We start from the raw sequence: 24,832 nt of genomic DNA, 5'->3' as shown, positions 1-24,832 counted from the left end.
GGAAAGAACCTCCGGTGGGTCGCAGAAATAAGAATGCGATAACCCACATCACCAAATGTATTCAGCCTATTATGCTAGGAACAACAAGATGTTGAATTGCGATACGCTAATCCGAAATGCCAGCATACTGGACGGCAGCGGTGCCGCCCCCGAGCTCCTCGACGTCGCTCTCCGTGGCGATCGCATCTGTGAGATCGGGCCCTCCCTCGATTACAGCGCGAAAGTAATCGTAGAGGCAAAAGGGCTCTCGCTCTCACCGGGCTTTATCGATGTCCACACCCACGACGACACCAGCGTGATCCAGACTCCAACGATGCTGCCGAAGCTCTCGCAAGGCGTCACCACGGTTATTGTAGGCAACTGCGGCATCAGCGCTTCGCCCGTGCACCTGCGCGGTGAACCACCCGACCCCATGAACCTGCTCGGCGATGCAGCAGCCTTCCATTACCCGACCTTTGCAGCGTATGTAGAGGCAGTCAGCAAAGCCCAGCCTGCAGTAAACGTTGGAGCGCTGATCGGCCACACTTCGTTGCGCAATAACCATATGGACCGACTCGATCGTGTTGCAACCGGAGACGAGATCGCAGCCATGCGAGCGCAGTTGCAGGACGCCCTCGACGGAGGTGCGCTCGGCCTCAGTTCCGGCCTCGCCTATCTCTCAGCCAATGCGGCCTCAACCGAAGAGGTCCTCGAGCTGGCGCAGCCTCTTGCCGCAGCAGGCGCCATCTACACGACGCACATGCGCTCCGAGACGGAGGCTATCCTCGACGCGATGAACGAGGCCTTCGAGATCGGACGCCTGAGCCGCATACCGGTCATCATCTCCCATCTGAAGTGTGCCGGCATCGCCAACTGGGGCCGCAGCGGCGAGGTCCTGCAAGCCTTGGAAGGAGCTCGTGACTCGCAACAAGTCGGCTGCGACTGTTATCCCTACGCGGCCGGTTCGAGCACCCTCGATCTGCGCCAGGTAGACGAGCGGGTAGAGATCACCATCACCTGGAGCACGCCCCATCCAGAGATGGCAGGACAATCGCTGGCGCAGATTGCAGCAGCATGGTCCCTGCCCCAGGTAGAAGCGGCACGGCGGCTGCAACCGGCCGGAGCGATCTACCACAGCATCTCCGAACAGGACATGCGCCGTATCCTATGCCATCCCGCCACGATGATCGGCTCCGATGGCCTGCCCAACGACCCACGGCCGCACCCTCGCCTGTGGGGGACGTTTCCCCGCGTCCTGGGCCGCTATAGCCGCGAAGAAAAACTGCTCTCCCTTCCTGCGGCCATTCACAAGATGACTCAAATGCCCGCCCAGCGGTTTGGGCTCGAAGAGCGCGGAATGATTCGCAAGGGATACTTCGCCGACCTGGTACTCTTCGATCCTGAAAAGATCAAGGACACGGCCACCTTCACTGACCCCGTACGAACCTCAGAGGGTCTTGTGAGCGTGTGGGTGAACGGCGTTCTTTCCTATTCCACCGAGGGAGCCACAGCAGAGCGCGGCGGACGTTTTCTTCCTCGCGGCAAGACATCATGGCTTCAATAATTCAATAGAATTCGATCATCCAGTTTGAGAGGACTATAGCAATGAGCATCAAGCGATATGGAGTAGAAGGCGGCAAAGGCACAGGCGGTCAGCACCTTCCTTTTGCGCGCGCGGTAGAAGCCAACGGCTGGCTGTATGTATCCGGCCAGGTTCCCATGGTCAACGGCGAAGTCATCTCGGGCAACATCGTCGTCCAATCCCAGCAGGCCATTCACAACCTCCTGGCGATTTTGGACGAAGCAGGCTATGGCCCGGAAGACGTCGTGCGTTGCGGCGTATGGCTCGAAGATCCACGCGACTTTTCCTCGTTCAACAAGGTCTTCAAAGAGTTCTTCGGCGAAAATCCGCCTGCACGCGCCTGCGTCGTATCGAGCATGGTCGTCGACTGCAAGGTAGAAATCGACTGCGTGGCCTACAAGGCGCCGGCCGCATGATCTCCGGGCTCCATCAACTGGAGGCGCGGTCATGATCGATCACCACACTATCTTTCTGCTCGTCTCGGCGCTGATCTCCGTCATCGGCCTGATCCTGCTGATTGCCGTCTTCAAGCTGAACCCGTTCATCACCCTGTTTCTCACGGCCCTGTCGCTTGCCGTGGTTACAGGCATGCCGGCTACCAACATCGTTCATTCCTTTGAAACGGGTGTCGGCGGTGCCCTGGGGCACATCGCGATCGTAGTGGCCCTTGGTACCATGCTCGGCAAAATGATGGCGGAGTCGGGCGGCGCGGATCAGATCGCGTACACCCTCATTCGTCTCTTCGGCGAAAAGAACATTCCCTGGGCCATGGCGCTGATAGGCCTTGTAGTCGGCCTGCCGGCCTTCTTTGAAGTAGGCTTCGTCCTCCTGATCCCGATTGCATTTACGGTTGCCCGGCGCACCAAGACTTCGCTCATCCTCGTCGGCCTGCCCATGCTGGCCGGGCTCTCCGTCGTCCACGGCCTGGTCCCTCCGCATCCAGCGGCCCTGATGGCAGTCACGATCTTCAAAGCGGACGTAGGTCGCACAATCTTCTATGCGTTGCTCATCGGAATTCCAACCATCGTCATAGCCGGTCCTCTTTACGCGAAGCTGATAGCGCCCCACATCAAGCTTGCAGCTGACAATCCCATGGCCGCGCAATTCGCCGACCATGGTGCAGAGCGCAAACTGCCGAGCTTCGGACTCACTTTATTCACCATCCTGCTGCCGGTGTTCCTCATGCTGATGGGTAGCTGGGCCAATGGGTTCTCTGCTCCCGGGAGCAGGTTGAATGAAGCCTTGCGCCTCGTCGGCAACGACGATATGGCGCTGCTGATCGGGGCGCTTTTCAGCTTCTTCGCGCTGGGCACCCTGCGGGGCTTCTCGCGCGAGACCATCCTCCGCTTCAGTAACGAGTGCATCGCGCCGACCGCCACCATCACGCTGCTGGTCGGCGCAGGTGCGGGCTTCGGACGAATCTTGCAGGATAGCGGCGTCTCCAACGCGATCATCCTGGTAGCGATGCGCAGCCACGTGCCACTGTTGTTGCTGGCCTGGCTGCTCGCCGCGCTGATGCGTTTGGCGACAGGTTCGTCGACCGTGGCCATGACCACGGCGGCCGGTATCGTAGCCCCCATTGCCTTGCATGGCGCCGGCGTCCGCCCCGAGTTGCTGGCCATCGCCACCGGAGCAGGCTCGCTCATCTTCTCGCACGTGAACGATGGCGGCTTCTGGCTGGTTAAGGAATACTTCAACATGTCCGTAGCGGACACCATCAAGACCTGGTCGGTCTGCGAGACGATCATCTCCGTCGTCGCACTGCTGCTTACGATGGCCTTGGCCCTTGTCGTCTAAGCAGGTTCTATACGAGATTCTCTACAGCCTCCCGATGGGACATCGTCCTGGATGCCGTAGCAATATTTTGCATGGAGACTAACATCTCCCGATACTTCCGAACCGCCGTCAAGTTCAGGGTAGTAAAGTGCCCGTTGTGCCTTAGATTCGCTATTCCCGAGGATGCGCCAATCAGTGTTCCCACAAGTTCCATGAACGCATACTTCGAAGAACCGCCGGAATAGATCGTCACGATTCCCGCCAGCTTGAAGGTGCTGGCCATAAATTGAGCGATACGGATGCTCTGTTCTTCGTCGATCCAGTTCTCACCGACCATGAAGTATTCCTGAGTCTGCCGAATCATGTTTGTTCCTTCGCCGATCGCCCAGGCTACCTGTGAAGTCTTCCCTGCCCCCACCGGCGTTTCCGAAAAAGAACTGGCTGCGCCTGAAATACCGGAAACGGTGTTTGCGGCTCCTTGTATATAGTCGAAGATCAACGTCCAGTTTTTCCGCCGTTCCAACTCCTTCAGACCAGAATAGAACTGCCACATGCCGCCGACAGTGAACAGACTTTCTCCGAGAAAGTTGAGAGCTGTACTTCCGGGTGTCGCCTGGTTGTAAGCCACCATCAAGGAGGAAATCTCCCCTAGCAGGTTGCTCAACTCACCGAGAGTCTTTCCACTGAAGCCCTTGAGCCGCGGCCCGTGACTCGCCCATGGATTCGGAGAGATTGGCCTTGGCCCGATCGGGCGATTGGGCGGCAGAATCGGACTACCTGGCCGGCTGGCCCAGGGGTTTGGAGAGACTGGCATTGGACTGATCGGACGTCCGGGAGACAGGATCGGACTACCTGGTCGACTGGCCCACGGATTTGGAGAAACTGGCCTTGAGCTGGCCGGACTACTGACAGGTGAAATGGGTGTTGGGCTCGCTGGACGACTGGCCCATGGGTTCATCTCACCCAACGAATCTAACTTCACCGTAATGGCATTAGGGTCCGGACCTACCTGGGTGCCTTTCGTGAAACTCGTCTCCCAGGACACTCCAACCAGCGGTGGCGAGCTCTTAGGCAGTGGAGGAAGAATCGGCGTACCGGGTCTGGAAGGAGGGGTATTAGTAGGTGTCGGCATATCGAAACTTTCACTTCCATCCTAAGGAGGAAGAAGTGAGTTTCTTATAAAGAAGCTTTAGGGCCAACGGCCCGTTTCATACCAGGCTGGGGCAAAGCACCGCAGGCTGATATGAAACGGGCCTTTGGCCCTAAAGATCAAGACTTTCTTCCCAGCTAAAAGTTTCCCCCCAGCCTGTGAAAGCCCCGTCCCTCAAAGCAAGAACCTTCAGTGCGACTAGCAACTTCCTCTATCCCACCACCGTATGCTCAAGCATAGCCGTAGCGGAAACATCCTTATAGAGCTCGCCTTCCTTCATAATCACGTGCAGATTCTTCGTATGCACTACCAGGTCGATATCCTTGAGCGGATCGCCATCGAGCAGCAGCAGATCGGCGATATAGCCTTCCTTCACCTCGCCCAGTTCCTTCCCCAGGCCCATCACCTGTCCACCGATGCGCGTACCGCACTGCAGCGCCTCGTTCGGAGAGAAGCCGAGCAGATCGACGAAATGCTTGAGGTCGCGCGCATTATCGCCCTGTGGCGACTGGGCAAATCCATAGTCGCCACCAATAAGAATGCGCACGCCCCTCTTACGCAGCTCCGTATAGACCTCCGCCGTCGTGTCGATCACACGCTGCATCTGCCGCCCCACTTCGGAATCACGATAGAACCCAAACTTTTCTCCCTCGTAGAGTGTGCTGTAGATAATACCGATGGCCGGTCCTACAAAGATCCGATCCTTCGCAGACTCCAGCATGTCGATCGCTTCCTCATCGGCAGACTCGCAGTGATAGATCACATCCACACCGCAACGAACGGCTCGCTTTACGGACTCCGCCGAGCGCGCATGGCAATTCACTTTCTTGTTGAAGTCTCGCGCAACACTGACAGCCATCTGGATCTCGTCCTCGCGCATCACGGTCAGGCCACCATGAGCCGCCGGACTGAGATCGTCTCCCGAGATGTTCACCTTGATGTTGTCTACGCCTTCACGACAACACAGCCGGACTACCTTCTTGATCTCCTCGACACCATCGGCAATCATGCCAAAGCTCTCGTAATACATATGCGCCTTGCGCTCGTCGCCCAGGCCGCCGGTGACCGTGATCTCCGGGCTGCCCGCGCGGATGCGAGGCCCAGGAAACTCTCCCGCATTCACTGCATTGCGGATGGCGATATCGAGCCTCAGCTTTGAGGTAGCCGCGCTATAGGCGCTGGTAAAGCCGTGGTCCAGCAAGGTCTTCGCATTCCGCGCCGTCAGCAGCATGTGCTCTTCGGGAGGAATGTTCCCCAGATCGGAATCGTTCACAGCGCCGCCGAACGAGATGTGAGCATGCCCTTCGACAAGGCCTGGCATCAGCGTTCTGCCACGGGCTTCGATCACCGTAGCGCCCTCAGTGGCGAGCCGGTCCGGCGCGCGAGCGATTGTCTTGATTCTGGAGCCTTCGACAAGCACGTCCGCCAGAAAGGCCGGAGCACCGCTACCGTCCCATACACTGGCACCGCGAAAAAGAACTCGATTCATCATGGTGTACTCCTTCGATATTGAATAGTTGGCTTTACTGATCTGCTACGTAGGCACCGATACGCCGCGCGAGGCCGGGAGACAATCGCGCGATCACAGTGCCATAGAGGACGGATAGAACGAGAACCACTAATACGACCCAGGGCAATACATTGAAGGGCCAGGATTGGCCCGGCTGGACGAAACCCCACAAAGGGAAAAACATAACCAGAGTGCCGGCGATCGGCATCACGACATGGCGAACGATGTTGAGTTCGTGTCGTTGATACCGGACGACGTAAACCGGCAGGGCGAGATTGGTGAGCATGTAAGTGAGAATGATCGGGACAGTACCGAGCGTTCCGGCAAAGCCGAAATAGTCCATGGGCGCGATTCCGCCGAGCAAGCAGAACCCGAGGATCAGTGCAACAGCAATGAAGAGAAACACCCACATCGCGCTGTGTGGCGTCTGATGCCGCGGATGAATCTTGCCAAGAAACTCCGGCAGCAAACCTTCACGTCCGGAGTTGAAAAGAATGCGCGCCTGAGAGTTCACAAGACCGATCAGAGAGCCCAGAATGCTGGTAACCCCAGCCAGATACGCTACTGCCAGCAAGGCAGGCGCGGAGGCTTTTAATCCATCGATAAAAGGGAGTCGCGATGCTCCAAGCGCATGCGCATCCATCTTGAAACCGGCCGCCGTTGCATAGGCGAGAAAGATATAAAAGATGCCGATCGTCAGCGTTCCGGTAATCAGGGCACGTGGAATATTTTGCCGTGGATTCTCCGTCTCTTCCGCGAGTGTGGCAGAGTTCTCCCAACCGATGAAGAGATAAATAGCCAGCGGAAATCCTACACCCAGGCCTGTAAGACCTCCGGTCAGACTCGAAAACTTGAAGGGCGCAAGAGTCAGGAAGTGAGGATGAGCGGTCAGCATCAGGATGCTTCCCAGAACCAGCAACCCAGCTTCGAAGTAAAAGAATACGCCGGACCAGCGCGTCGAGAGACCCACGCCTCGCATCACCAGCCAGCCGGTTCCAGCCGCCAGCAGCACCATGAGCAGAGCCCAATTCACCGATAGGCCAAGAAAGATTCTCAGTGTCTCGGAGATCCAGACGCCCGCAATGGCGACAATCGTCGACGCAGCTACGATATAGCCGAAGATGACGAACACCGAGACGGCAGCACCCACAGAAGGCCCGAAGGCCTTGCCGGTAAAGGTGACGAAAGACCCCGCAGATGGCGTGAAGCGGGAAAACTCCGCGATGGTATTCGTCAGAAACAGAATCGCGACCATCGCGGTGAGGATGGTCAGGGGCGCCGCAAGTCCGGCCCCTTGCACAATCACCGCAAAGCCGAAGAAGAAACTCATCGCCGGGGCAATACCGGCGAGAGTAGTCGCCACGACGTGACTCAGTGAGAGCGCATTGCGCCTGAGTCGTGTCTCGCCGGCTTGTGGGGTGGATACTGTTTCGCTAACCGACATAGTGCCCCTTGACTAGGTGGTTGACAGATCTGCAGCGCTTATTCGTCCTGCACTGTATTGCGCAAGATACCGATTCCTTCTATTTCGACTTCGCAGTTATCGCCGTGCTTCATAAACAGCGGCGGCTTTCGTGCCATGCCAACACCTGCCGGTGTACCGGTCACGAAGATATCTCCAGGCGAAAGCGTGATTGCTTCACTCAAGATCGAGATCAGCCGCGCCACGCTGAATACCATGTCATCCGTCGAAGCATCCTGAACCACGGTGCCGTTCAGCCGGGTCTGGATGTGCAATCCTTTCCCGCCGGGCGAGACCTCATCGGCAGTTACCAGGTACGGACCAAACGCCCCGGTATTGTCGAAGTTCTTTCCGATAGTCCATTGCGGAGACTTCTTCTGATAATCACGAACAGAGGCGTCGTTGAAGATCGAATAGCCAATGACATGGTCAAGCGCGTCCTGCTCCGCAATGTGTCGTCCGGCAACGCCGATAACGGCGACCATCTCGCCTTCGTAATCCAACTGGATCGAAACCGTGGGACGAATAATGGGCGCACCGGCACCAAGCAAACTGGAGGTAAAACGCGTGAAGATCGTGGGATAGTCCGGCACGACAAAGCCGCTCTCAATCGAATGATCGACGTAGTTGAGCCCCACACAGATGATCTTTCCGGGAGCCGATAGCGGCGGGTGCAGCGTGACCTCGTTAAGGTCGACGGCAAATCCCTTCTGCAACACCACCGCTGCCGCATCGAGCGCACTGCGGCCCTTCCGTACGAGACTATCCAGCGATCCGGGATACCCTGCATCTCCGCTGAACAGACCATGGAACTCCCCACCCGGAGCTGCTACCGCAAGCCCTTCGCGTCCTTCACTACTGAATACAGCAAATCGCATGAGCATCGCCTTTCATTGTTCAGCCGTAGTTTGAAATGATTCGCTACCTGTTCCGTTATCTGCGAAGAGAGCCTGCCGTATCGAGCGCCAAACGAAGTGCTCCCATCAACTGCGCGTCCGTTCCCAAAGCACTGTGCGCCAGTTCTGGCTGGGTCCTCATGTTTAGTTTCTCCAGCATCTTTTGCGTCTCGCTGCAGAGTGCTGGGTGCATACCGACGCCTCCCCCCAACACGAAGAGCGGGCAGTTCAACACCAGGGTCATGTTGTAGATGGCATAGGCCAGGATGCGAGCCGTTTGCTGCAGAAGGGTCTGCGCCAGCGCATCTCCGGCAAGCGCATGATCGAAGATCTGGGTCGCAGTCAGCCCCTTCGGTAGTGCCGTGCTCTCCGCACTCCAAAGATTCTGCCATTCTGCCTTGATGCCTTCGCCGCCGATCATGCTCTCGAGAGCTCCGGGTTCACCACGATCCCCCGGGATGCCCGAGGTGCCAGGCACAAGCATGTAGCCGATTTCGCCCGCAGCCCAGGCGCTTCCGCGATAGGGACTGCCGTTCAAAATGAGGCTTGCGCCGACACCGGTGCCAATCGCAACGAACACGAAATCGCGTACGCCCTTTGCCGCACCCGTCCAGCTTTCACCGATGGCCGCAAGGTTCACATCGTTATCCACTGTGGCCGGCGTGTTGAAGGCGTCCTCAAGCAGAGCGCGCAGAGGAACGTCTCGCCAGCCCATGAGATACGACGTTGCGATCACGATTCCCGCATCGACGTCGGTAATACCAGGAGCGCCGGCTGCAACGGCCTTCAAAGCCTCGCGCGGCGCGGAAACCTTCTGCAGGAGACTCTCCACGCCTTCTTTGATGAGCGAGATCACCGCCTCTGCACCACGAACGCCTGCGGTAGAGGAATCCCACCTCGCCAGGACGGCGCCGGACATATCAGCAAGCGCCAAGCGTAAATTCGTCGCTCCAAGATCTATGCCGGCAACATAGCCAGTGTCCTCTGTTGCCACAGAGTTCTTATGGACAGCGATGGGGCTGTGAGTCTGCCGTTGTGTCATTCCTGAAATTGCCTCGTGTAAGCGGGTTTGCATGATGATGGTTTCTCTTGTGTTCCCTTAGGACACACTTGCACCGTGTCCGGCACTGATGCTCTCTAGTTCACGTCCTTTTGTCTCCGGGACGATGAAGCGCACAAAAAGCAGCGTAACGATACAAAATGCTCCGTAAATGATGAAGGTGACTGAATTGCCCGCGACCTTGATGAGCGACAGAAAGGTGATCGAGACTAAGAAATTAGCGGCTCCGGAGCCCAACGAGGCTGCAGCAACACCACGGCCGCGCAACTGCAGGGGGAAGACCTCCGAGACCAGAATCCAGGCGATAGGCCCCATGCTGAAGGCAAAACAGGTGATGTAGACCATCAGGCAGATCGTCGCAATGATGCCGGGTGCAGCTCCGAACGCCGCAGGATTGTGAAACGAATAAGCCAACAGAAATAGCGAGGCCGTCATCCCACTGATGCCCGCATAGAGCAGTGGTTTGCGGCCCACCCGGTCCACCAGCACCAGTGCAATGATCGTGGCCAGCACATTTGTCACAGCAACCAGCAGTGTCGCGAAGATGGCACTCCTGTTCGAGGTGATGCCCGCTAGAGAAAAGATTCGCGGACCGTAATAGATGATCGTGTTGATGCCGGTAACCTGCTGCAGAACGGTGAAACCCACCGCAATCAGGAGGGAGAGCCGAACGGCAGGACTCCAGAGCGCGCTCCAGCGCTTTTCCACCTTGAGATCCAGGGCAGAATGAATATCTTCGATCAACAATCTGGCGCCAGCTTCATCGGTATAGGAGCTCAACACAGACTGCGCCTCGGCAACCCGATTCTGCGCAAAAAGCCAGCGTGGACTTTCCGGAAGCGTGAGGAGCAGAACGACAAACAGGGCTGCTGGCGCGGCTCCCAGTCCAAACATCAGCCGCCACGCATGTTGTCCGGCAAACCAATACCCCACCAAGTCCGCCAGCGCGATCCCCACCGTGAGCGCGAACTGGTACAGCCCGATGAGTCTTCCGCGCGACTGCGGAGGCGCCAGCTCGGAGATATAGACAGGCGCCGTGACGGACGTAAAGCCTATCGCGATTCCAAGCAGCGCACGGGCCACGATCAGCGTGGCCGCATTCGGCGATGCGGGGGCAAGGAGTGAGGCGATGAGGAAGATGCCTCCGCCCCAGAGCAGCGTGGCACGCCTGCCGATTCGGTCCGCGATGCTGCCTCCCGCAATCGCGCCCAACATCGCGCCGACCAGCACAATGCTCACCACCACCTCTTCCATGCGCGTGGAAAGCGAAAAGGATTCGCGTACAAAGATCAAGGCGGCCGCGATAATACCCATGTCGAAGCCGTAGAGAATGCCCCCCAGGCCCGCGATGAAGGACACCTTCCAGATAAAGTTTCGGCGGACGTAGGTTTGTAGAACGGTTTCCGTATTGGGCAAGATTTCCTCTCGACTGACGAAGGTGCTCATATCTACTGTTCCATCACGCCGTATTGAAACCGTGGCGGGAGCCGGCATCCTGTTCTCTCCACCATGCCGAGGGTCAACGCCTGCGGTACCAGCAGCGAGGTGATCCCCTCCCAGGGCTCCGGAACCGCATCGATCCGGACCGGAAATAACTTGTCCGTCGCCTCGTGGTTCTCCGTACTCACCAGGACGACCTTACCGCCGCGACGATTGCACTCCTCTGCGAGTTTGATCCCGAGCGCCGCAACTCGCCCAAGAGCGAAGATGATTGCCACGTGGGAGGCATCCACATCCAGATTGGGACCGTGCCGAAATCCTGCACCGGTATGCGCCGCCGCCCTGTGTCCGCTCATCTCGCGAATGCAGAGCGCGCTCATAATAGCGCCACCGTAAGCCGCTCCGCGACCAATAATCTCCGTGTTGGCTGCCCCCCGGCAGAACGCTTCGAGTTCACCGCGCAGCGCGAAGACGGGGTCCAGGTTTGCAGCAAAGATCTCTGCCACGAGCTCGGCCTCTTCCTCCCAGGGACGGCCCAGCATCTCGGACGCGAGGATGATGGAAACAGCTGTGGCGTTGGTATAGGTCTTGGTGGCATTGCCGTACTCTGGACCGGCCAGGATCGGAAGCTTGTTTTCCGCCAGCCTCCAGCAGGTGCTCGCGGGGTTGTTGCAGATGAGTCCCAGTTCCCTGTCGCCGCCCAGTTTGAAGAGCTCTACCAGCTCAGCGCTCTCACCGGAGGTAGTAAGCAGCACGGACAATGCCGCATCGTCCCAGGTCGGCCGCGCATAGTGCAGCCACTCGCCCGCGTCGACGGAATACGAGGACCGTCCGTGCGTCTGAAGGAGTACCGAGCCGCTGATGGAAGAGCAGAAGGAGGCGCCCATCCCGATGAAGAGGATTGGCCCTTTCTTTGCTGCAAGATCGCGGAACTTCTTCAACTCGGCGCGAAGGGCCGGATCACTGCGATATGCCCGAATCAGGTCGCGAAGCCTATCCGGCTGCTCCCGGCACTCGATCTCGAGGATCTGCGTCCCATTGGCCGCGAGCAGTTCCTTCGAGGGCTCGATCCCGGAGATCCAGCGTGGCGCTTGTTGATTCACTTCTCCCATTCCACTCCTCAATCCGGCAAATTCGCAGCAACCGCGCTTGCTTCTCTACGGGGTACGCAGCCTCTGGCATAATCCTGGGCCAGCACCGCAAACCGCCTTGAGCGGGATGAACAAAGCGTCAGCGTTCCTCATCCCCAAGCCTCTAGCCATATACTTCCTAATGTTTACTTAGTATCCTTCCTCGGAAGATAGAAAGCAAGAACTTCTTTGCATGAGACGGTTTATGAGAGCGGTACGGGTCACACAATCCAGATGACTGTGCCTCATCGCTGGCATATAGTAACTCTGGGAACTGTATATTCTCCGGAACAAAGTGAAGAAAAAGTCTATTCCAATCGGCCGACCCTCCGTCCTGCGTCACGCGAATGCGCACAGCATCCTGAAGCTTCTGCGCGAATGCGGCTCATGTTCCCGGGCGGATCTGGTTCGCGCTTCCAACCTGAGCGCTCCGACGATCACCAATGTAGTGAAGGATCTGCTGGCCGAAGGCCTGGTCGAGCCGCTGGGCGAGGGAGAATCCAGTGGAGGCCGGCCGCCGGATATGATCCGTTTCAAGGCGGAACGGGGTTGCCTGCTTGCCGTTGAGATCTCCGCTGAGAGTATCTCGCTTCTCCTGACGGACCTGAACGGAAACGAACTCGACACAAGCAAATTCTCTCTCCTAAAACAAAAAACGACTCCTGAGGCCGTCTGCGGCTACATCGGAGACGAGTTGAAGGCTCTGCTGAAGAAACAGAAGAAGACGCGCGAACAATTGCTGGCGCTGGTCGTCGGCGTGCCGGCGATTACCAATGTAGAGGAAGGCAGCGTCCTGTCCATCAGCACACTGGAAGGCTGGCGCTCCGTGCCCTTGCGCGTCATGCTCACCAAGATCGCTAACTGCCTGGTAATCGTCGAAAACGACATGAACCTGGCGGCGCTGGGAGAGCATTACTGCGGAACGGCGCAGGCCGAAAAGAACTTTGTCTTCATCAACATCGGTACAAATGTTGGTGCGGGGATCTTCCTGGGCGGCAGAATTCATCACGGCTCGCAATGGTCTGCCGGAGAGATCGCCTATCTTCGTCTCCCTTCCATCTCGCGCAGACAACCAACCATCCATGAGTTCGGCGAACTCGAAATGGTACTCACCAGTTCCGGGATTCTGAAGAGCTGGCAGGAGGAAACCGGCAAGGCAGCCCGAACCGGAAGAGAGATCGATGCGGTGGGAATCCTGAATCTGGCGCAGGCCGGAGACCCCCGCGCGGAAAAGATCGTTCTCCACCGGGCGGAGATCGTGGCGGACATCATTGTGGATCTGTCCCTCATCCTGAACCCCGGCCTGATTCTCCTCGGCGGAGAAGTCGGCAGCCACCCTGCCCTGATCGATTTGGTGCGGAAACAACTGGAGGGAGACGAGTTTGCCGTAACCAAGGTAGGCTCCAGCGCCCCCGGCAATCGTGCCGTACTGTGGGGTGCGATCTCCCTGGCTCTCGATGCGATCCCCGGCGTTCTGCTTCCCCAGCCCGCCCTCTGAACCCCTTTCCAGATATCTTTTGACAGCCTGTTTCCGATGTGGTCAACTGGCTGGCATGGCGACTTTGTTAGCGAACCTTATAAACCGCCAGATCCGGAAGAAACAGCAAGGGTGATACCTCCATGACGACGCGCAGAGGTTTTGTGAAGCTTGCCGCAGCCAGCGGCCTGATCAGCGCTGCTACACCCCTCTTTGCTCTCAGCAAACTCAATGTTGGAGTAGGCACGTACAGCTATCACAGCCTCTCGATAGACGACATGGTGATTCAGTTGAACGCGCTTCACATTCGCGAGATCGAGATGTCTCGCGGTGAGTTCATGCTGATGCATCACCCTCAGGATCAGTTGTTCCGCGATACAAGGGAGAAACTGGATCGCGCCGGCATTCGTTGCGTCTCGTACTATGCCGCCACCCTCAAAGATGACCAGGACGTTGAAAACGCAGTGCGTTTCGCGAAGCTGCTGGGCTGTAGCAATATCACTGGCGACGCAACGGGGAGTATTCTCAACCGGATCGATCAGCGCCTGACGCAGGAAAAGCTGACCTTCGGGATCCACAACCATTTCTTTCCGAATACCAAATTCGCCTACGAGAGCCCCGAAGACGTTCTGAACGCGCTTTCCACACTTTCCCACACCATGGGGGCGACAGCGGACACAGGCCATTTCGCCTCCTGCGGCTACGATCCAGCCGATGCCATCCGTAAACTGGCGCCACGCCTGCGGATGGTGCACCTGAAAGACGTCCAGACAAAGGGCGGCGAAGTAAACGTGCTGCTAGGGACCGGAGCCGCAAAGATTCCTGAAGTCATGCACGAACTGCACCGCCAGAAGTTTCTCGGGCTGATTGCCGTCGAGTACGAGAAAGAAGGCGACGTCGATCGGGATATGGTGCAGGAGATTACCTTTGCGAGAAATCTCGCATAACTACGGCTCACCATAGGCCGTCGCAGGGAGAAATACGATGCGGAAGCTGTTTACCTTTGCCCTCACCTCGCTCATGTCGCTCGCTCTCCACGGACAGGCTTCACACCCCATCCTAGCTCTGGGTTCGCCTGCCCCGAACTTTGCACTACCGGGCGTGGACGGAAAGATCCATAAGTTAAGCGACTACGCGAGCAGCCCTGTCCTTGTCGTGGTCTTCACCTGCAACCATTGCCCAATAGCGCAGATGTATGAGCGCCGCATCGAACAGCTCTACGAAGAGGGCAGCAAACGTGGCGTGGCGGTCGTTGCCATCCAGGGCAATGATCCAAAAGCAACCACCACCGAAGAACTCGATTCATCCGATATCGGCGACACCCTGGACGAGATGAAGACTCGCGTGCAGTACAAGCACCTTCACTACCCTTACCTGTACGACGGCGCAACCCAGTCTGTAACCCGAGCCTATGGCCCGCAGGCTACGCCGCATGTGTTCATCTTCGATAAAGAGCGTCACCTGCGCTACGAAGGCCGCATGGATAATAGCTATCGCATCGAGATGGTGAAGACACAGGATGCACGCTATGCGATTGAAGCGTTGCTGGCCAATAAGCCTGTCCCGGTAACTCACACCGGGGTCTTCGGCTGCTCGACGAAATGGCAGGACAAGGAACCGCTCCGTACAGCCTACGAGCAGAAGCTGGAAGCACAGCCTGTCACGGTAGAACCTATTGATGCTCAGGGTTTAAAGAAGCTCCGCGCCAATGCGGGTGATAACTACACGCTGGTCAGCTTCTGGGCCACCTGGTGCGGCTCCTGCGTGGCTGAGTTCTCTGACCTGCAGGATACCTTCCGCATGTACACCGACCGCGGCTTCAAACTGGTCACAGTATCCGCGAACATGCCGGATGAGAAGCCGGGGGTTCTTCGGCTGTTGCAGCAGAAACATGCCACCAGCCGCAACCTCCTATTTGCCTCTGACGATACAGCAGCACTGCAAGCGGCATTCGATCCAAAGTGGCAGTCTGCCGTGCCCTACACGGTACTGCTCGGACCCAATGGAAAGGTTCTCTATAGTTCGCTCGGCTCAGTCGACATGCTGGAGCTGCGCCGGAAGATTCTTGCGGCAATGCCTTCCGACTATAGTGGCTTCAATGAGTACTGGAAGAATCCGTAAAGCAGCATCGGTAAATCCACTCATCTAATGCATCAATTCAACAAGAAACGAGCTGGCTCAGTACATAGGCTGGCTCGTTTTTCGTAATCACTAAAACCATTTTCCTGAGGATAGAGACTTGAGCCAACGCGGTGGCATTCATAGATTAACGACGGCTGTCCTTTTGCTATGTGCCGCACTGCCCTGCGGGGCTGCCGAACTAAATCTTATGCCCTGGCCTTCGCACGTGACACAGCAGGAAGGTTTTCTGAATCTGGAACATACACCACAGATCCAACTCACGGGTGGAGATGAGCGAGTTCACCACGCACTGACACGGTTCATGCGAAGCCTCTCTGTGCGTACCGGGGTTCCTTTCGATCATCACTTTTCCGGAGCCCCGGAGGGGCCGCGATTCGTTATCCGCTGCGCAGGTCCGGGTCTTCATGTTCAGGCATTGGCGGAGGACGAAAGCTACCACTTAACCGTCAGCCAAACAGGAATTGAATTGACGGCTGCCAATCCCCTGGGAATCATGCACGGTCTTGAAACCGTGCTGCAGCTTGTTAGGCCAAGCCCTCAGGGCTGGGTTCTCCCTGACGTTCTCATTGACGACACTCCTCGCTTTGCATGGCGCGGTCTGATGATCGACGTATCGCGGCACTTCATGCCGTTCGAAGCCCTTGAGCGAAACATCGATGGAATGGCTGCGGTGAAGCTGAACGTTTTGCATCTGCACCTCTCCGACGATGAGGGCTTTCGAGTAGAAAGCAAACGCCGCCCCAGGTTGACGGAGCTTGCCTCCGATGGCCTCTTCTATACACAGGATCAGATGCGCGAGTTAATTGCCTATGCGCGCGACCGTGGTGTACGCGTAGTTCCAGAATTCGATGTACCCGGTCATGCGGTGAGCTGGCTGGTTGCCTACCCTAAGTTGGCCTCTGGCCCCGCGCCTCAAGCACTGGTTCGCTCGGAACAGGACAAACTGCGTCCGCCGTTCGATCCCACGCAGGAGGCTACTTACGTCCTGCTGGACACGGTCTTTGGTGAGATGGAAGCTCTCTTCCCCGACCGTTACTTTCATATCGGCGGCGACGAAGTGGATGGCAAGTATTGGGACAAGGATGCAACCATCCAGGCATGGATGCGCACACACAAGATCAAAGACAATCACGCCCTGCAGACTTACTTCACAAAACGCGTGGAGCAGATCGTTCATAAACATGGCAAGGATATGGAAGGATGGGACGAGATTCTGGACGGCAATTTGCCGAAGAATTCTCTCATTCAATCCTGGCGCGGCGCAGAGTCATTGGCAGATGCGGCGAGGATGGGATACAAGACGATACTGTCCGCAGGCTACTATCTCGACCTGATGTATCCCGCATCGCAGCACTACGCCGTTGATCCTCTGTCAGGCAAAAGCGCTGCCCTCACCGCGGAGGAGAAGTCGCACATTCTTGGTGGAGAAGCCGCGCAATGGGCGGAGTACGTCACACCGGAAAACCTCGATAACCGGCTTTGGCCTCGGCTCGGAGCCATCGCTGAGCGGCTATGGTCTCCGGAATCGGTGACCGATATTCCCTCCATGTATCGCCGCCTGGCTGTTCTCAGCCGCAACCTGGAATATCTCGGCCTGGAACATCAAACCAGCAGCAGCCGTATGCTGGACCGCATTGAGGGTGACGATATGCCGCCGGAGTTGCTGGAAACGCTGGCGAGGGCCGTCGAGCCGGTCAAAGAATATCACCGAGAAAGAACGCAGAAGTACGACGCGGAAAGGCCGCTGAATCATCTAGTGGACGCCGTCTCACCGGAGAGCGACCAGGCGAGAGAGATCAATGCGCTGGCACAGCGTGCTGTTCACGATCCGTCCGCTCGACCGGAGCTGCGGAAGCGGTTTATCCAATGGCGCGATAACAATGCAGCTCTTGAACCTTACCTGGCTACCTCGATGTTGCGAGCACCACTCGCTCCGCTGTCACAAAACCTTTCAGTGCTGGGCGCTCTGGGAATAGCCGCACTCGATTCTATTGAGTCGGCGCATCCCGTTACACCGGAACAGCGCAAGGAACAACTTGCAAAGGTGGATGAAAGTGCCGCACCCCATGCAGAGCTGTTCCTTGTGGTCACACCAGCGGTTCGCGTACTGATCGAAGCCGAACCTGTAAATCAATAACGGTCTTCGCATCCAACGGGCAGCACGCTATTGATGAGCAGCCCAGAAAATAGAATTTCTAAAGATGGTCGTAAAAGCCGGATTTTGAAATAGATCTGGGTGATGTCCCATAAAGATATAAATATTGCGCGCCTTGTAGTGTTCGTTCGTCCAGATGACAGGGTGATCTCCCATCTTGATCTTCGTATCAGGCGTATAGGTCTTCTCATCCACGCTCGCCAGCACATGAACATTGGGGCGAGGAGATTTATCCCACGTGTACCACTCCTCCTGGCTCACAGGAAATGGAGTTTTAACACCCTGCATGGCCGGATGCGTAGTGTCTTCCACCGTTACCATTCCATCCGCGAAAGTAGGGATGTAGTTCGTAAAGCGAATACCTCCCATGAAGTTGGAGAACCAGGGCCACATTTTGAAACCATCAAACTCTCCAAGCAGCGTGGCATGATGAAATCCAATCCACCCTCCTCTGCCCTCCTCGATGTACTTTATGAAGGCAGCCTGGGCCGTGGGTGTCCAGTTATAGGGTGGATAGTTGAGCTGGATAAATAGCTGGTATTGGGAGAGAAAGGCGTCGTCGATCTTATCGGTATTCTGAATGTAATCGACGGCGAAATTATTCTCGAATGCCAGCTTGTTGAGCCAGAGTTTCGCCGCGTCGACGAATGGCTGGTGAATCCCGCCCGATTCGGCAAGAGCAACGACCCGGAACTTCGGAGTTCCCTGCCCAGGGACAGCGGCTCTTACGACGGTCGAGCAAACGAGCAGCAAGAGGAACAACCACATGGCTGGGTTTCGTAGTGAGAGGATATTTGATCTGCGCTGCATAACGTTCCGTCCTCGATTCCGTGTCCTTGAAGTATCTATTTTGCCGTGGGAGAGGTCATTTCCAGCGCCCAGATGGCTGTCGGCCGCATATACATTCCTGCCCGGAAGTTACCGGTGATGTCCCAGGCCTCGGGTGTCCGGAACCAGTAGCCTTTGTCTTCGTAGATCACGTGATAGAGCCCCCGGGTGGTCTTCCAAGCTTCATCGTTCATTCCCTCCTGCATCAGCAGGCCAGCATAGCCGAGTGTAGTTCCTACCCATACCTCTTTGGCCTCTGCGTTGGTGAGGATGGCGCCGTCCGCTGTCATGCCATTGGCCGCACCCATCTCGCCGTGGCCAAACTTCATCACGTTGACGTCGAAGATCTTCTTCGCCGCCGAGACCTGCATCGTATGCGGTACGATCTCGCCGAGACCGGTGAGGTTGGCATACCATTGCCCGGCAAGTTGGTCAGCCTGGATGTCATCTTTGGATTCGCTGCTGGTGTCATAGCGAAAGTATTCGCCATTCCATAGCTGGGAGATATAGGTCTTCTGCCCTTTCAGGAAGAGTGCGTGATACTCCGCAGTTGTTTTCGTATCGCCGACCACACGCGCGGTTTCTTCTCCAGCGCGTAGAGCGGCCAGCCATAGACCGCCAGAATAAGCACTTACCCCGCGAACCACCCAGTCGTCATAGGTCTGGTCAGGATAGCCGCTGTTCTCCGGGACACCGCCGCCATGATCGAACTGGCGAAGATATTCGATCGCGGCTTTGACCGCGGGCCAGGTTTCTCGCAGAAATGCGGTGTCCTTGCGACCGGTAAGAACATAGTCTCGATAGACCATCAGCACGAATTTGCTGTTGAGGTCTTTCCAATCGTTGGTGTCCTGCCAGCCGGGCTCGTTCACGGCGACAAAGGGATCGCCTTCCGGCACACCTAGGTCATGCGGTACCGCACCGATCTTCTTACGCTTGTGGGTAATAGGCTCTCCCACCTGCTGCGTCTTCCATACCCAAAGCCCCTGTTCCGGCCACTCCTTAGGCACGGTATCGGCAAACTCTCGGAGCACCTGCTTGTCGATGTCCGGCCAGAACTTCAACAGTGGAAGGGAGGCATAGAAACGGACATCGAGCGTGCCGTAGTAGGCGTAATCGAAACACTCGAGCAGCGCGAAGGTCGGCGTGGCCTTTGCATCTGAGCCGGCCTGGCGCCCCCAGAACGTTCCTCCGTCGGTTAGCGCATAAAGCTCATTGAAAAGCATCCCGCGATACCACAGCGGCTTGCTTTCGTCAGTAATGTAGGGGGCCTGCCACTTGTCTATCTCATCGCTCCACTCGGTGGCATGGAGTAGCCCATCACGAGCAATCTTCCAGGCATTCTGGCCGGAGGTTCCGTAGAAATCCGTATAGCGGCGATCCCACTTTCTGCCTTCTCCAAACTGAATCAAGGAAAAGTCCCAGGAGACGACCATCGGAACCACTTTCTTCTCTCCTGGCCGCAGAGTGAAGCGCAGGGCAATCGCACCTGCCAGCTTCTCCTTATCGCTCACCCACGACTTCCCATCGTTAGCGAGTCTGCCATCTTTGGAAAACGCCGACCAGACAGCTTTGCCATCTCCGGATGCCTGGTAGGTAGTCTGGTAGGAGACTTCCACACCGGGCGATTCCATCGCCGCGATGGCGAACTGCCCATCCCAATCATTGGGAGCCGTCCCAGCGCGGTTTCTATCGAAGACGATACCTTTCATCGTTCCCGCATCACCGACCTTCTCGCTCACATACTCATTGTGGTTGCCTTGATTAGGCGCCCCTTTGAAGTCGCGCGTATAGGTCCGGAACCAACCTGACATATTTGTCCAGGAAAGCAGCACCGAGACCACGACTGTCTTATTGGTGGGATTCTCCGCATGCCAGCGGTATACGGCAACCGGATAGCTGGATTCACGATAGTTGTTGGGAAGCACCGGCGAAAACTGCTCCAGCGTGACATGCGCGGGGAACTTGTCCCACTTATAGTCAAACCACGCCTTCGGGAAGAGCCCATAATAATCCCCCGCCCCGACTGGATAATCCCATTGCCAACTGGATAGTTCCCCATTGGAGGGATGGCCGTTCATCAACGCCTGCGACGTGCCGTGAGCGTCCCCCTCGGACTGCTGGAACATGGCGAACTGGTTGGCATACACCGGCTCATACTTATGCACTCCGGCCTTGATATGCCAGCGAGCGAAGTCGCCTCGATAGCTGCGGGAAAAGGTCCCTGCTCCAAAGCCACCGACGGGGACACCCTGCCAATAGCCATCATCGATATCGCCAGCCGCGCGCGTCACGCCAGGGTTTTCCAAGGGCAATCCCAGTGCGCGCTTCCAGGCAGCCTTGGGAATGCCGTCTCCACCCCATGCAGTGGAAGCCATTGAAAGGCAGAGCGTAAACGCCAGGATAGGGAATGCCAGGCCACGGGTCGATATCCACTTCGATGTTCGTTTCATGGTGCTCCAATGCTTCTCAAGTTTTGTACAGGCACAGATTCACGCTGGCATCGGGAACGCAGAATCCGCCGAATCCATACCTTGCAACTGCGGCAAAGAATGGCTGAGATTTCTTTGCCGGACAGCGTTCTTTCGGCCTCCGGCAAAAAAGCACTTGCCAATTCGTCGCATTTGAGAGTAGATACTAACTAAACGTTACGAAGGATGTCACGCTTTTCTTTCACGCACCCTGGTTTAAGGCTTCGGAGGTGTTTTCGAGAGATGCGCGGCCCTGCATAAAGCATTGCCCGGAAGTTGCCGGGGGCATCGTCGAGACGGGATGCCGGCGATAAGAGTGCCACAGGAAGAGACGAAAGGACGAGGCGAAACGATGGGGTTCATTCAGGAGAAGCTACACATGTTCGGTAAGCTGTGCGGCTGTTTTATAGGATTTTGTCTTCTGCTGTGCGCAGGAGCCGTTGCGGTTGCACAGAGCTCCGCTACCGGTGAGGTTCGCGGCACAGTCACCGACACCTCGAACGCGGTGATCGTTGGGGCAACCGTTCTGCTCACCAATATCGATACGGGCGAGATTACGCAGTTTACGACCAACAAAGACGGCCTCTACGACACCGTCTCAACTCCCTCCGGACACTATCGGATCGACTTCTCCAGGCAGGGCTTCGCCCCGTTGCAGCGTAGCCCCATCACGCTTACGGTAAGTACCATCACGGTAAATGCCCAACTGCATGTAGGATCGATCGAGGAGAAGGTCGTCGTTACAGGCGACGCCTCCCTCCTGAAGACTGAAACCAGCGACCAGGGCACAACCTTCGACTCAAAGACGATGCAGCAGTTGCCGCAGGTTGGCCAAAGCTGGGATAACTTCACCATTCTGCTTCCCGGTTCAGCGGGAACGGCGACGCAAGGCGGTGATCCGGCTGCGAGCCCTGGACTCGGTGTATCCATCAATGGAACGCTTCCCTACTCCTCGAACTTCCTTGCCGACGGTGCGTCCGTTACTCTCCCGCAAAGCGCTAATACCGACACCAACACCTTTGAGACTATATCAGAGGTAAACATCGAAACCTCGACCTTCTCTGCCCAGTACGGCGCCGGAGGAGCGGTCTTCAATCAAATCACCAAAAGCGGCACGAATACCTTTCATGGGTCCGCCTACGAGTATCTTCAGAACAACGAACTGAATGCCCGCAGCTACTTTGACGATCCCAATACAGCCATTCCGCCGTACCATGTGCATGTTTTCGGTGGCTCTATCAGCGGGCCGATCCTCAAGAACAAGATGTTCTTCTACTTCAACACCGAGAAAACGATCTCCAATACATCCGCTGACGAATTTGTAACCGTACCTACTCTCGCCGAGCGTGGTGGAGACTTCTCCGATGTGCTTGGAGGTCCGGCGCTCGATGGAAACGGAAACCAGCAGATCAATCCGTGCGACGGCACCGTCATCCTGACGAACCAGATCTTCGATCAGTCCACGCTGACCACAGTCAACGGTCAGCCCTGCAGGCGTGCATTTGCCGGCAATAAGATCGCAACGGTCGATCCGGTGGCCAATGGCCTGCAGGCCTACTATCCCGCGCCGAACCGTCCAGGACTGACAAACAACTACTTCCAGGTAACGCCGGTGCAGAACCCATATCTCACGTTTTACGGGCGCCTGGACTACGACATCACCAGCAAGAACCGAATCACCTTCGCTGCGACCTCTCGCGACAATAAGGCGCTCTATCGGAACGAGCTACCCTGCCCGATCAACTGCCAGTTTGACGATGTCGCCGATCATGTATTGCTTTTGTCTGACACCTGGACCATCAACCCTACCTTCGTGAACGAGTTCCGCTTCGGATTCAATCGCCAGGGCAATTGGTTTGCTCCTTCGACTCTGAATCAAGGCATTCCGCAGAAGGTAGGTCTGCAGTATGCAAAGGCCGACATCCTGCCGGACATCAGCATCAACGGTGGAGTCGGAAGCTGCTGCGATGGACTCTATAACAGCGGCAACTATATCGGCGTGGGCAATAGCTTCGATCCTTCCGATGTAGTGACGCTGGTTCGAGGCAAGCACGTCATTCACTTTGGTGGCGAAGTGCTTCGATACCAGAACAACAGCGTGCCGTATGGAAATGTGCAGGCAGGCGAGTTCAACTTCAGCGGTGTTTATACGCAGGCCACACCTTCTACTGTCGGCAGCGGCTTCGGTTATGCGGACTTCCTGCTCGGCGAGGTGCAGAGCTGGAGCGCGAATAACCAGCCTGTCTCCGGTGCGCGCCAATTCAGCCCGCAGATGTTTGTTCAGGATGATTACAAGATCCGCTCGAACCTTACCCTGAACCTTGGACTTCGCTACCAGATACAGAGTGGCTGGAGCGAAGTCCACGGGTACGAGGGCACCTTCGATCCCACGTTGCTGAATACCGCTACGGGAACTTTGGGCGCGATGTGGTTCGTTGGAGACAACGGCCGCGGCCAGTTGCAAAAGAATGTCTACGACATCTTTCTACCCCGGCTTGGGTTCTCCTACTCCCCAAACAGCACGACTGTCGTCCGCGGCGGCTTCGGCATCTACTCCTATAACTGGAGCTCAGATACTTATGGATCGGGTGTGGGTTTCGGCTCGAACAGCTATGGCTCCGCAAGCGACCAGACCAACGGTCTAACGCCAGTCGTAAGCCTGTCGGGATTGGGTTCGAACCTGCCCTATCTGAAGGCCTCCACCTCTTCGACCGCGTACAACGGCCAGGGAGTCAACTACAACCCGTATCACACCCCCGTAGCCAAGTCCTATCAGTACTCCTTCGGCGTACAGCATCAGCTTCCCCAACAGATCGTGCTGAACGTCTCCTATGTCGGCAGCCATGGAACGAATCTCTCGTTCCCGCACGACATCAACCAGGTTCCGCAGTCGCAGCTCGGCCCCAACGACGATCCCTCGGGACGTCCTTATCCGCAGTTTGAAGGGATCGGTGGCGACACCTACAACGCCATATCGAACTACAACTCTCTTCAGCTCGAGGCGCAAAGACGGCTAGCTTCGGGCTGGAGCTTCAGCGCAAACTATACCTGGTCGCACTTCCTGAACGATCAGGACTCTGCTGGATGGGGTGGTCACGGCGGCACGCAGAACTACCAGAACGGCTATGACCCCCATGCGAACTATGGACCGTCGAACTTCGATATCCGTAACTCGTTCAAAGCGAGTGCAGTGTATCAATTGCCATTCGGCAGAAATCGGAAGTTCCTGAATAAGAACGCTGCGGTCGATGCCGTGGCCGGCGGATGGCAACTCTCGCTGATCGAAGTCGCTCACTCGGGAAATCCCTTCACTGTCACGTATGGCGGGACTAACCTGTCCTATTCACAGGCAGGCTCGTGGCGCCCCAACCTTGTCGGCAATCCAGCCGTTGCGCATCGCGGCATTAACGGCTGGTTCAACCCGGCAGCCTTCGCAACCGCCGCTGCCGGCACCTTCGGCAATCTGGGCAGAAATACAATCTACGGCCCCGATCTTACAGAGTTGAACGCTTCCCTGGGCAAGACGTTTAGCTTCACCCACAATGTGCAGCTACAGGTCCGCATCGATGCCACAAACGCCCTCAATCATCCGAGCTTTGGACAGCCGGATACCAACTTCGACGACCCTGTCGACCTAACCGACAACCCCGGCAGACCGACCGGCGCGGGTACGATCAGTTCCACGACGGTAGGTGGACGTAACGTGCAACTCGGCGGACGTCTCTCCTTCTGAGGTGCCTCCTAAAGCCTGGGGACGACGGATAGAATCCGTCG

At 57.0% G+C, this 24,832-nt stretch carries 17 protein-coding genes; 8 read left to right on the top strand and 9 right to left on the bottom strand.

What is annotated here, in order from left to right; all coding sequences use genetic code 11:
* Nucleotides 1–88 precede the first annotated feature (88 nt).
* From ACIX8_RS11245 to ACIX8_RS11235, 3 genes are read left to right on the top strand one after another with little or no spacing between them, the layout of a single operon-like run.
* Nucleotides 89–1,543 carry an N-acyl-D-amino-acid deacylase family protein gene (locus ACIX8_RS11245; RefSeq protein ID WP_014265456.1) on the top strand — a complete coding sequence of 485 codons (1,455 nt, stop codon included), beginning with the start codon at nt 89–91 and terminating at the stop codon, nt 1,541–1,543.
* Between the two features lie 41 nt (nt 1,544–1,584).
* On the top strand, nt 1,585–1,977 hold the full coding sequence (locus ACIX8_RS11240; RefSeq protein ID WP_014265455.1) for a RidA family protein: 393 nt from the start codon (nt 1,585–1,587) through the stop codon (nt 1,975–1,977).
* Nucleotides 1,978–2,008: 31 nt separating this feature from the next.
* Nucleotides 2,009–3,358: a GntT/GntP/DsdX family permease gene (locus ACIX8_RS11235; protein WP_014265454.1), complete on the top strand. Its 1,350-nt coding sequence runs from the start codon at nt 2,009–2,011 to the stop codon at nt 3,356–3,358.
* A 7-nt stretch (nt 3,359–3,365) separates the two neighbouring features.
* On the opposite strand, the gene ACIX8_RS11230 is transcribed toward ACIX8_RS11235, so the two are convergent.
* The 7 genes from ACIX8_RS11230 to ACIX8_RS11200 form a co-directional block, all read right to left on the bottom strand.
* Entirely contained in the window at nt 3,366–4,151 is a 786-nt protein-coding gene (locus tag ACIX8_RS11230; protein ID WP_150110576.1) for a hypothetical protein, read from the bottom strand.
* A gap of 547 nt (nt 4,152–4,698) precedes the next feature.
* On the bottom strand, nt 4,699–5,979 hold the full coding sequence (locus tag ACIX8_RS11225; RefSeq protein WP_014265452.1) for a metal-dependent hydrolase family protein: 1,281 nt from the start codon (nt 5,977–5,979) through the stop codon (nt 4,699–4,701).
* Between the two features lie 31 nt (nt 5,980–6,010).
* Complete coding sequence (locus ACIX8_RS11220; RefSeq protein WP_263053395.1) at nt 6,011–7,360, bottom strand: APC family permease; 1,350 nt, start codon at nt 7,358–7,360, stop codon at nt 6,011–6,013.
* A gap of 119 nt (nt 7,361–7,479) precedes the next feature.
* A complete protein-coding gene (locus ACIX8_RS11215) occupies nt 7,480–8,337 on the bottom strand; it encodes a fumarylacetoacetate hydrolase family protein (protein ID WP_014265450.1) in 858 nt (285 codons plus the stop codon).
* A 55-nt stretch (nt 8,338–8,392) separates the two neighbouring features.
* On the bottom strand, nt 8,393–9,430 hold the full coding sequence (locus tag ACIX8_RS11210; RefSeq protein ID WP_223295517.1) for an ROK family protein: 1,038 nt from the start codon (nt 9,428–9,430) through the stop codon (nt 8,393–8,395).
* 24 nt (nt 9,431–9,454) lie between these two features.
* Entirely contained in the window at nt 9,455–10,831 is a 1,377-nt protein-coding gene (locus ACIX8_RS11205; protein WP_044178408.1) for a sugar porter family MFS transporter, read from the bottom strand.
* A 32-nt stretch (nt 10,832–10,863) separates the two neighbouring features.
* On the bottom strand, nt 10,864–11,967 hold the full coding sequence (locus ACIX8_RS11200) for an SIS domain-containing protein (protein ID WP_014265447.1): 1,104 nt from the start codon (nt 11,965–11,967) through the stop codon (nt 10,864–10,866).
* Nucleotides 11,968–12,280: 313 nt separating this feature from the next.
* Between ACIX8_RS11200 and ACIX8_RS11195 the strand changes: the two genes are divergently transcribed.
* From ACIX8_RS11195 to ACIX8_RS11180, 4 genes are all read left to right on the top strand, one after another.
* Nucleotides 12,281–13,483, top strand: a complete 1,203-nt coding sequence (locus ACIX8_RS11195; protein ID WP_014265446.1) for an ROK family transcriptional regulator — start codon at nt 12,281–12,283, stop codon at nt 13,481–13,483.
* 122 nt (nt 13,484–13,605) lie between these two features.
* A complete protein-coding gene (locus ACIX8_RS11190; protein WP_014265445.1) occupies nt 13,606–14,409 on the top strand; it encodes a sugar phosphate isomerase/epimerase family protein in 804 nt (267 codons plus the stop codon).
* Nucleotides 14,410–14,446: 37 nt separating this feature from the next.
* Nucleotides 14,447–15,583, top strand: a complete 1,137-nt coding sequence (locus tag ACIX8_RS11185; RefSeq protein ID WP_014265444.1) for a redoxin domain-containing protein — start codon at nt 14,447–14,449, stop codon at nt 15,581–15,583.
* Nucleotides 15,584–15,701: 118 nt separating this feature from the next.
* Entirely contained in the window at nt 15,702–17,741 is a 2,040-nt protein-coding gene (locus tag ACIX8_RS11180) for a beta-N-acetylhexosaminidase (protein ID WP_014265443.1), read from the top strand.
* A 27-nt stretch (nt 17,742–17,768) separates the two neighbouring features.
* On the opposite strand, the gene ACIX8_RS11175 is transcribed toward ACIX8_RS11180, so the two are convergent.
* Together ACIX8_RS11175 and ACIX8_RS11170 are read right to left on the bottom strand one after the other, a co-directional pair.
* Nucleotides 17,769–18,527: a ThuA domain-containing protein gene (locus ACIX8_RS11175; protein ID WP_150110575.1), complete on the bottom strand. Its 759-nt coding sequence runs from the start codon at nt 18,525–18,527 to the stop codon at nt 17,769–17,771.
* A 77-nt stretch (nt 18,528–18,604) separates the two neighbouring features.
* Nucleotides 18,605–21,040 (bottom strand): GH116 family glycosyl hydrolase, encoded by a 2,436-nt coding sequence (locus ACIX8_RS11170; RefSeq protein ID WP_014265441.1) that lies wholly within the window; start codon nt 21,038–21,040, stop codon nt 18,605–18,607.
* A 397-nt stretch (nt 21,041–21,437) separates the two neighbouring features.
* Here ACIX8_RS11170 and ACIX8_RS11165 point away from each other — a divergent pair, with 397 nt between their 5' ends.
* On the top strand, nt 21,438–24,791 hold the full coding sequence (locus ACIX8_RS11165) for a TonB-dependent receptor (RefSeq protein ID WP_044176588.1): 3,354 nt from the start codon (nt 21,438–21,440) through the stop codon (nt 24,789–24,791).
* Nucleotides 24,792–24,832 lie beyond the last annotated feature (41 nt).

The organism is Granulicella mallensis MP5ACTX8 (genome assembly GCF_000178955.2).
Classification (GTDB): Bacteria; Acidobacteriota; Terriglobia; order Terriglobales; family Acidobacteriaceae; genus Granulicella; species Granulicella mallensis.
Note: the sequence above shows the minus strand (reverse complement) of the source record. Positions and strands in the feature narration are given on the sequence as shown.

Coding starts and splice junctions, on each gene's coding strand:
- ACIX8_RS11245 (WP_014265456.1), top strand. CDS start 89: ATGTTGAATTGCGATACGCTAATCCGAAATGCCAGCATACTGGACGGC.
- ACIX8_RS11240 (WP_014265455.1), top strand. CDS start 1,585: ATGAGCATCAAGCGATATGGAGTAGAAGGCGGCAAAGGCACAGGCGGT.
- ACIX8_RS11235 (WP_014265454.1), top strand. CDS start 2,009: ATGATCGATCACCACACTATCTTTCTGCTCGTCTCGGCGCTGATCTCC.
- ACIX8_RS11230 (WP_150110576.1), bottom strand. CDS start 4,151: ATGCCAGTCTCTCCAAACCCCTGGGCCAGCCGGCCAGGTAGTCCGATT.
- ACIX8_RS11225 (WP_014265452.1), bottom strand. CDS start 5,979: ATGATGAATCGAGTTCTTTTTCGCGGTGCCAGTGTATGGGACGGTAGC.
- ACIX8_RS11215 (WP_014265450.1), bottom strand. CDS start 8,337: ATGCGATTTGCTGTATTCAGTAGTGAAGGACGCGAAGGGCTTGCGGTA.
- ACIX8_RS11210 (WP_223295517.1), bottom strand. CDS start 9,430: ATGCAAACCCGCTTACACGAGGCAATTTCAGGAATGACACAACGGCAG.
- ACIX8_RS11200 (WP_014265447.1), bottom strand. CDS start 11,967: ATGGGAGAAGTGAATCAACAAGCGCCACGCTGGATCTCCGGGATCGAG.
- ACIX8_RS11190 (WP_014265445.1), top strand. CDS start 13,606: ATGACGACGCGCAGAGGTTTTGTGAAGCTTGCCGCAGCCAGCGGCCTG.
- ACIX8_RS11185 (WP_014265444.1), top strand. CDS start 14,447: ATGCGGAAGCTGTTTACCTTTGCCCTCACCTCGCTCATGTCGCTCGCT.
- ACIX8_RS11175 (WP_150110575.1), bottom strand. CDS start 18,527: ATGTGGTTGTTCCTCTTGCTGCTCGTTTGCTCGACCGTCGTAAGAGCC.
- ACIX8_RS11170 (WP_014265441.1), bottom strand. CDS start 21,040: ATGAAACGAACATCGAAGTGGATATCGACCCGTGGCCTGGCATTCCCT.
- ACIX8_RS11165 (WP_044176588.1), top strand. CDS start 21,438: ATGTTCGGTAAGCTGTGCGGCTGTTTTATAGGATTTTGTCTTCTGCTG.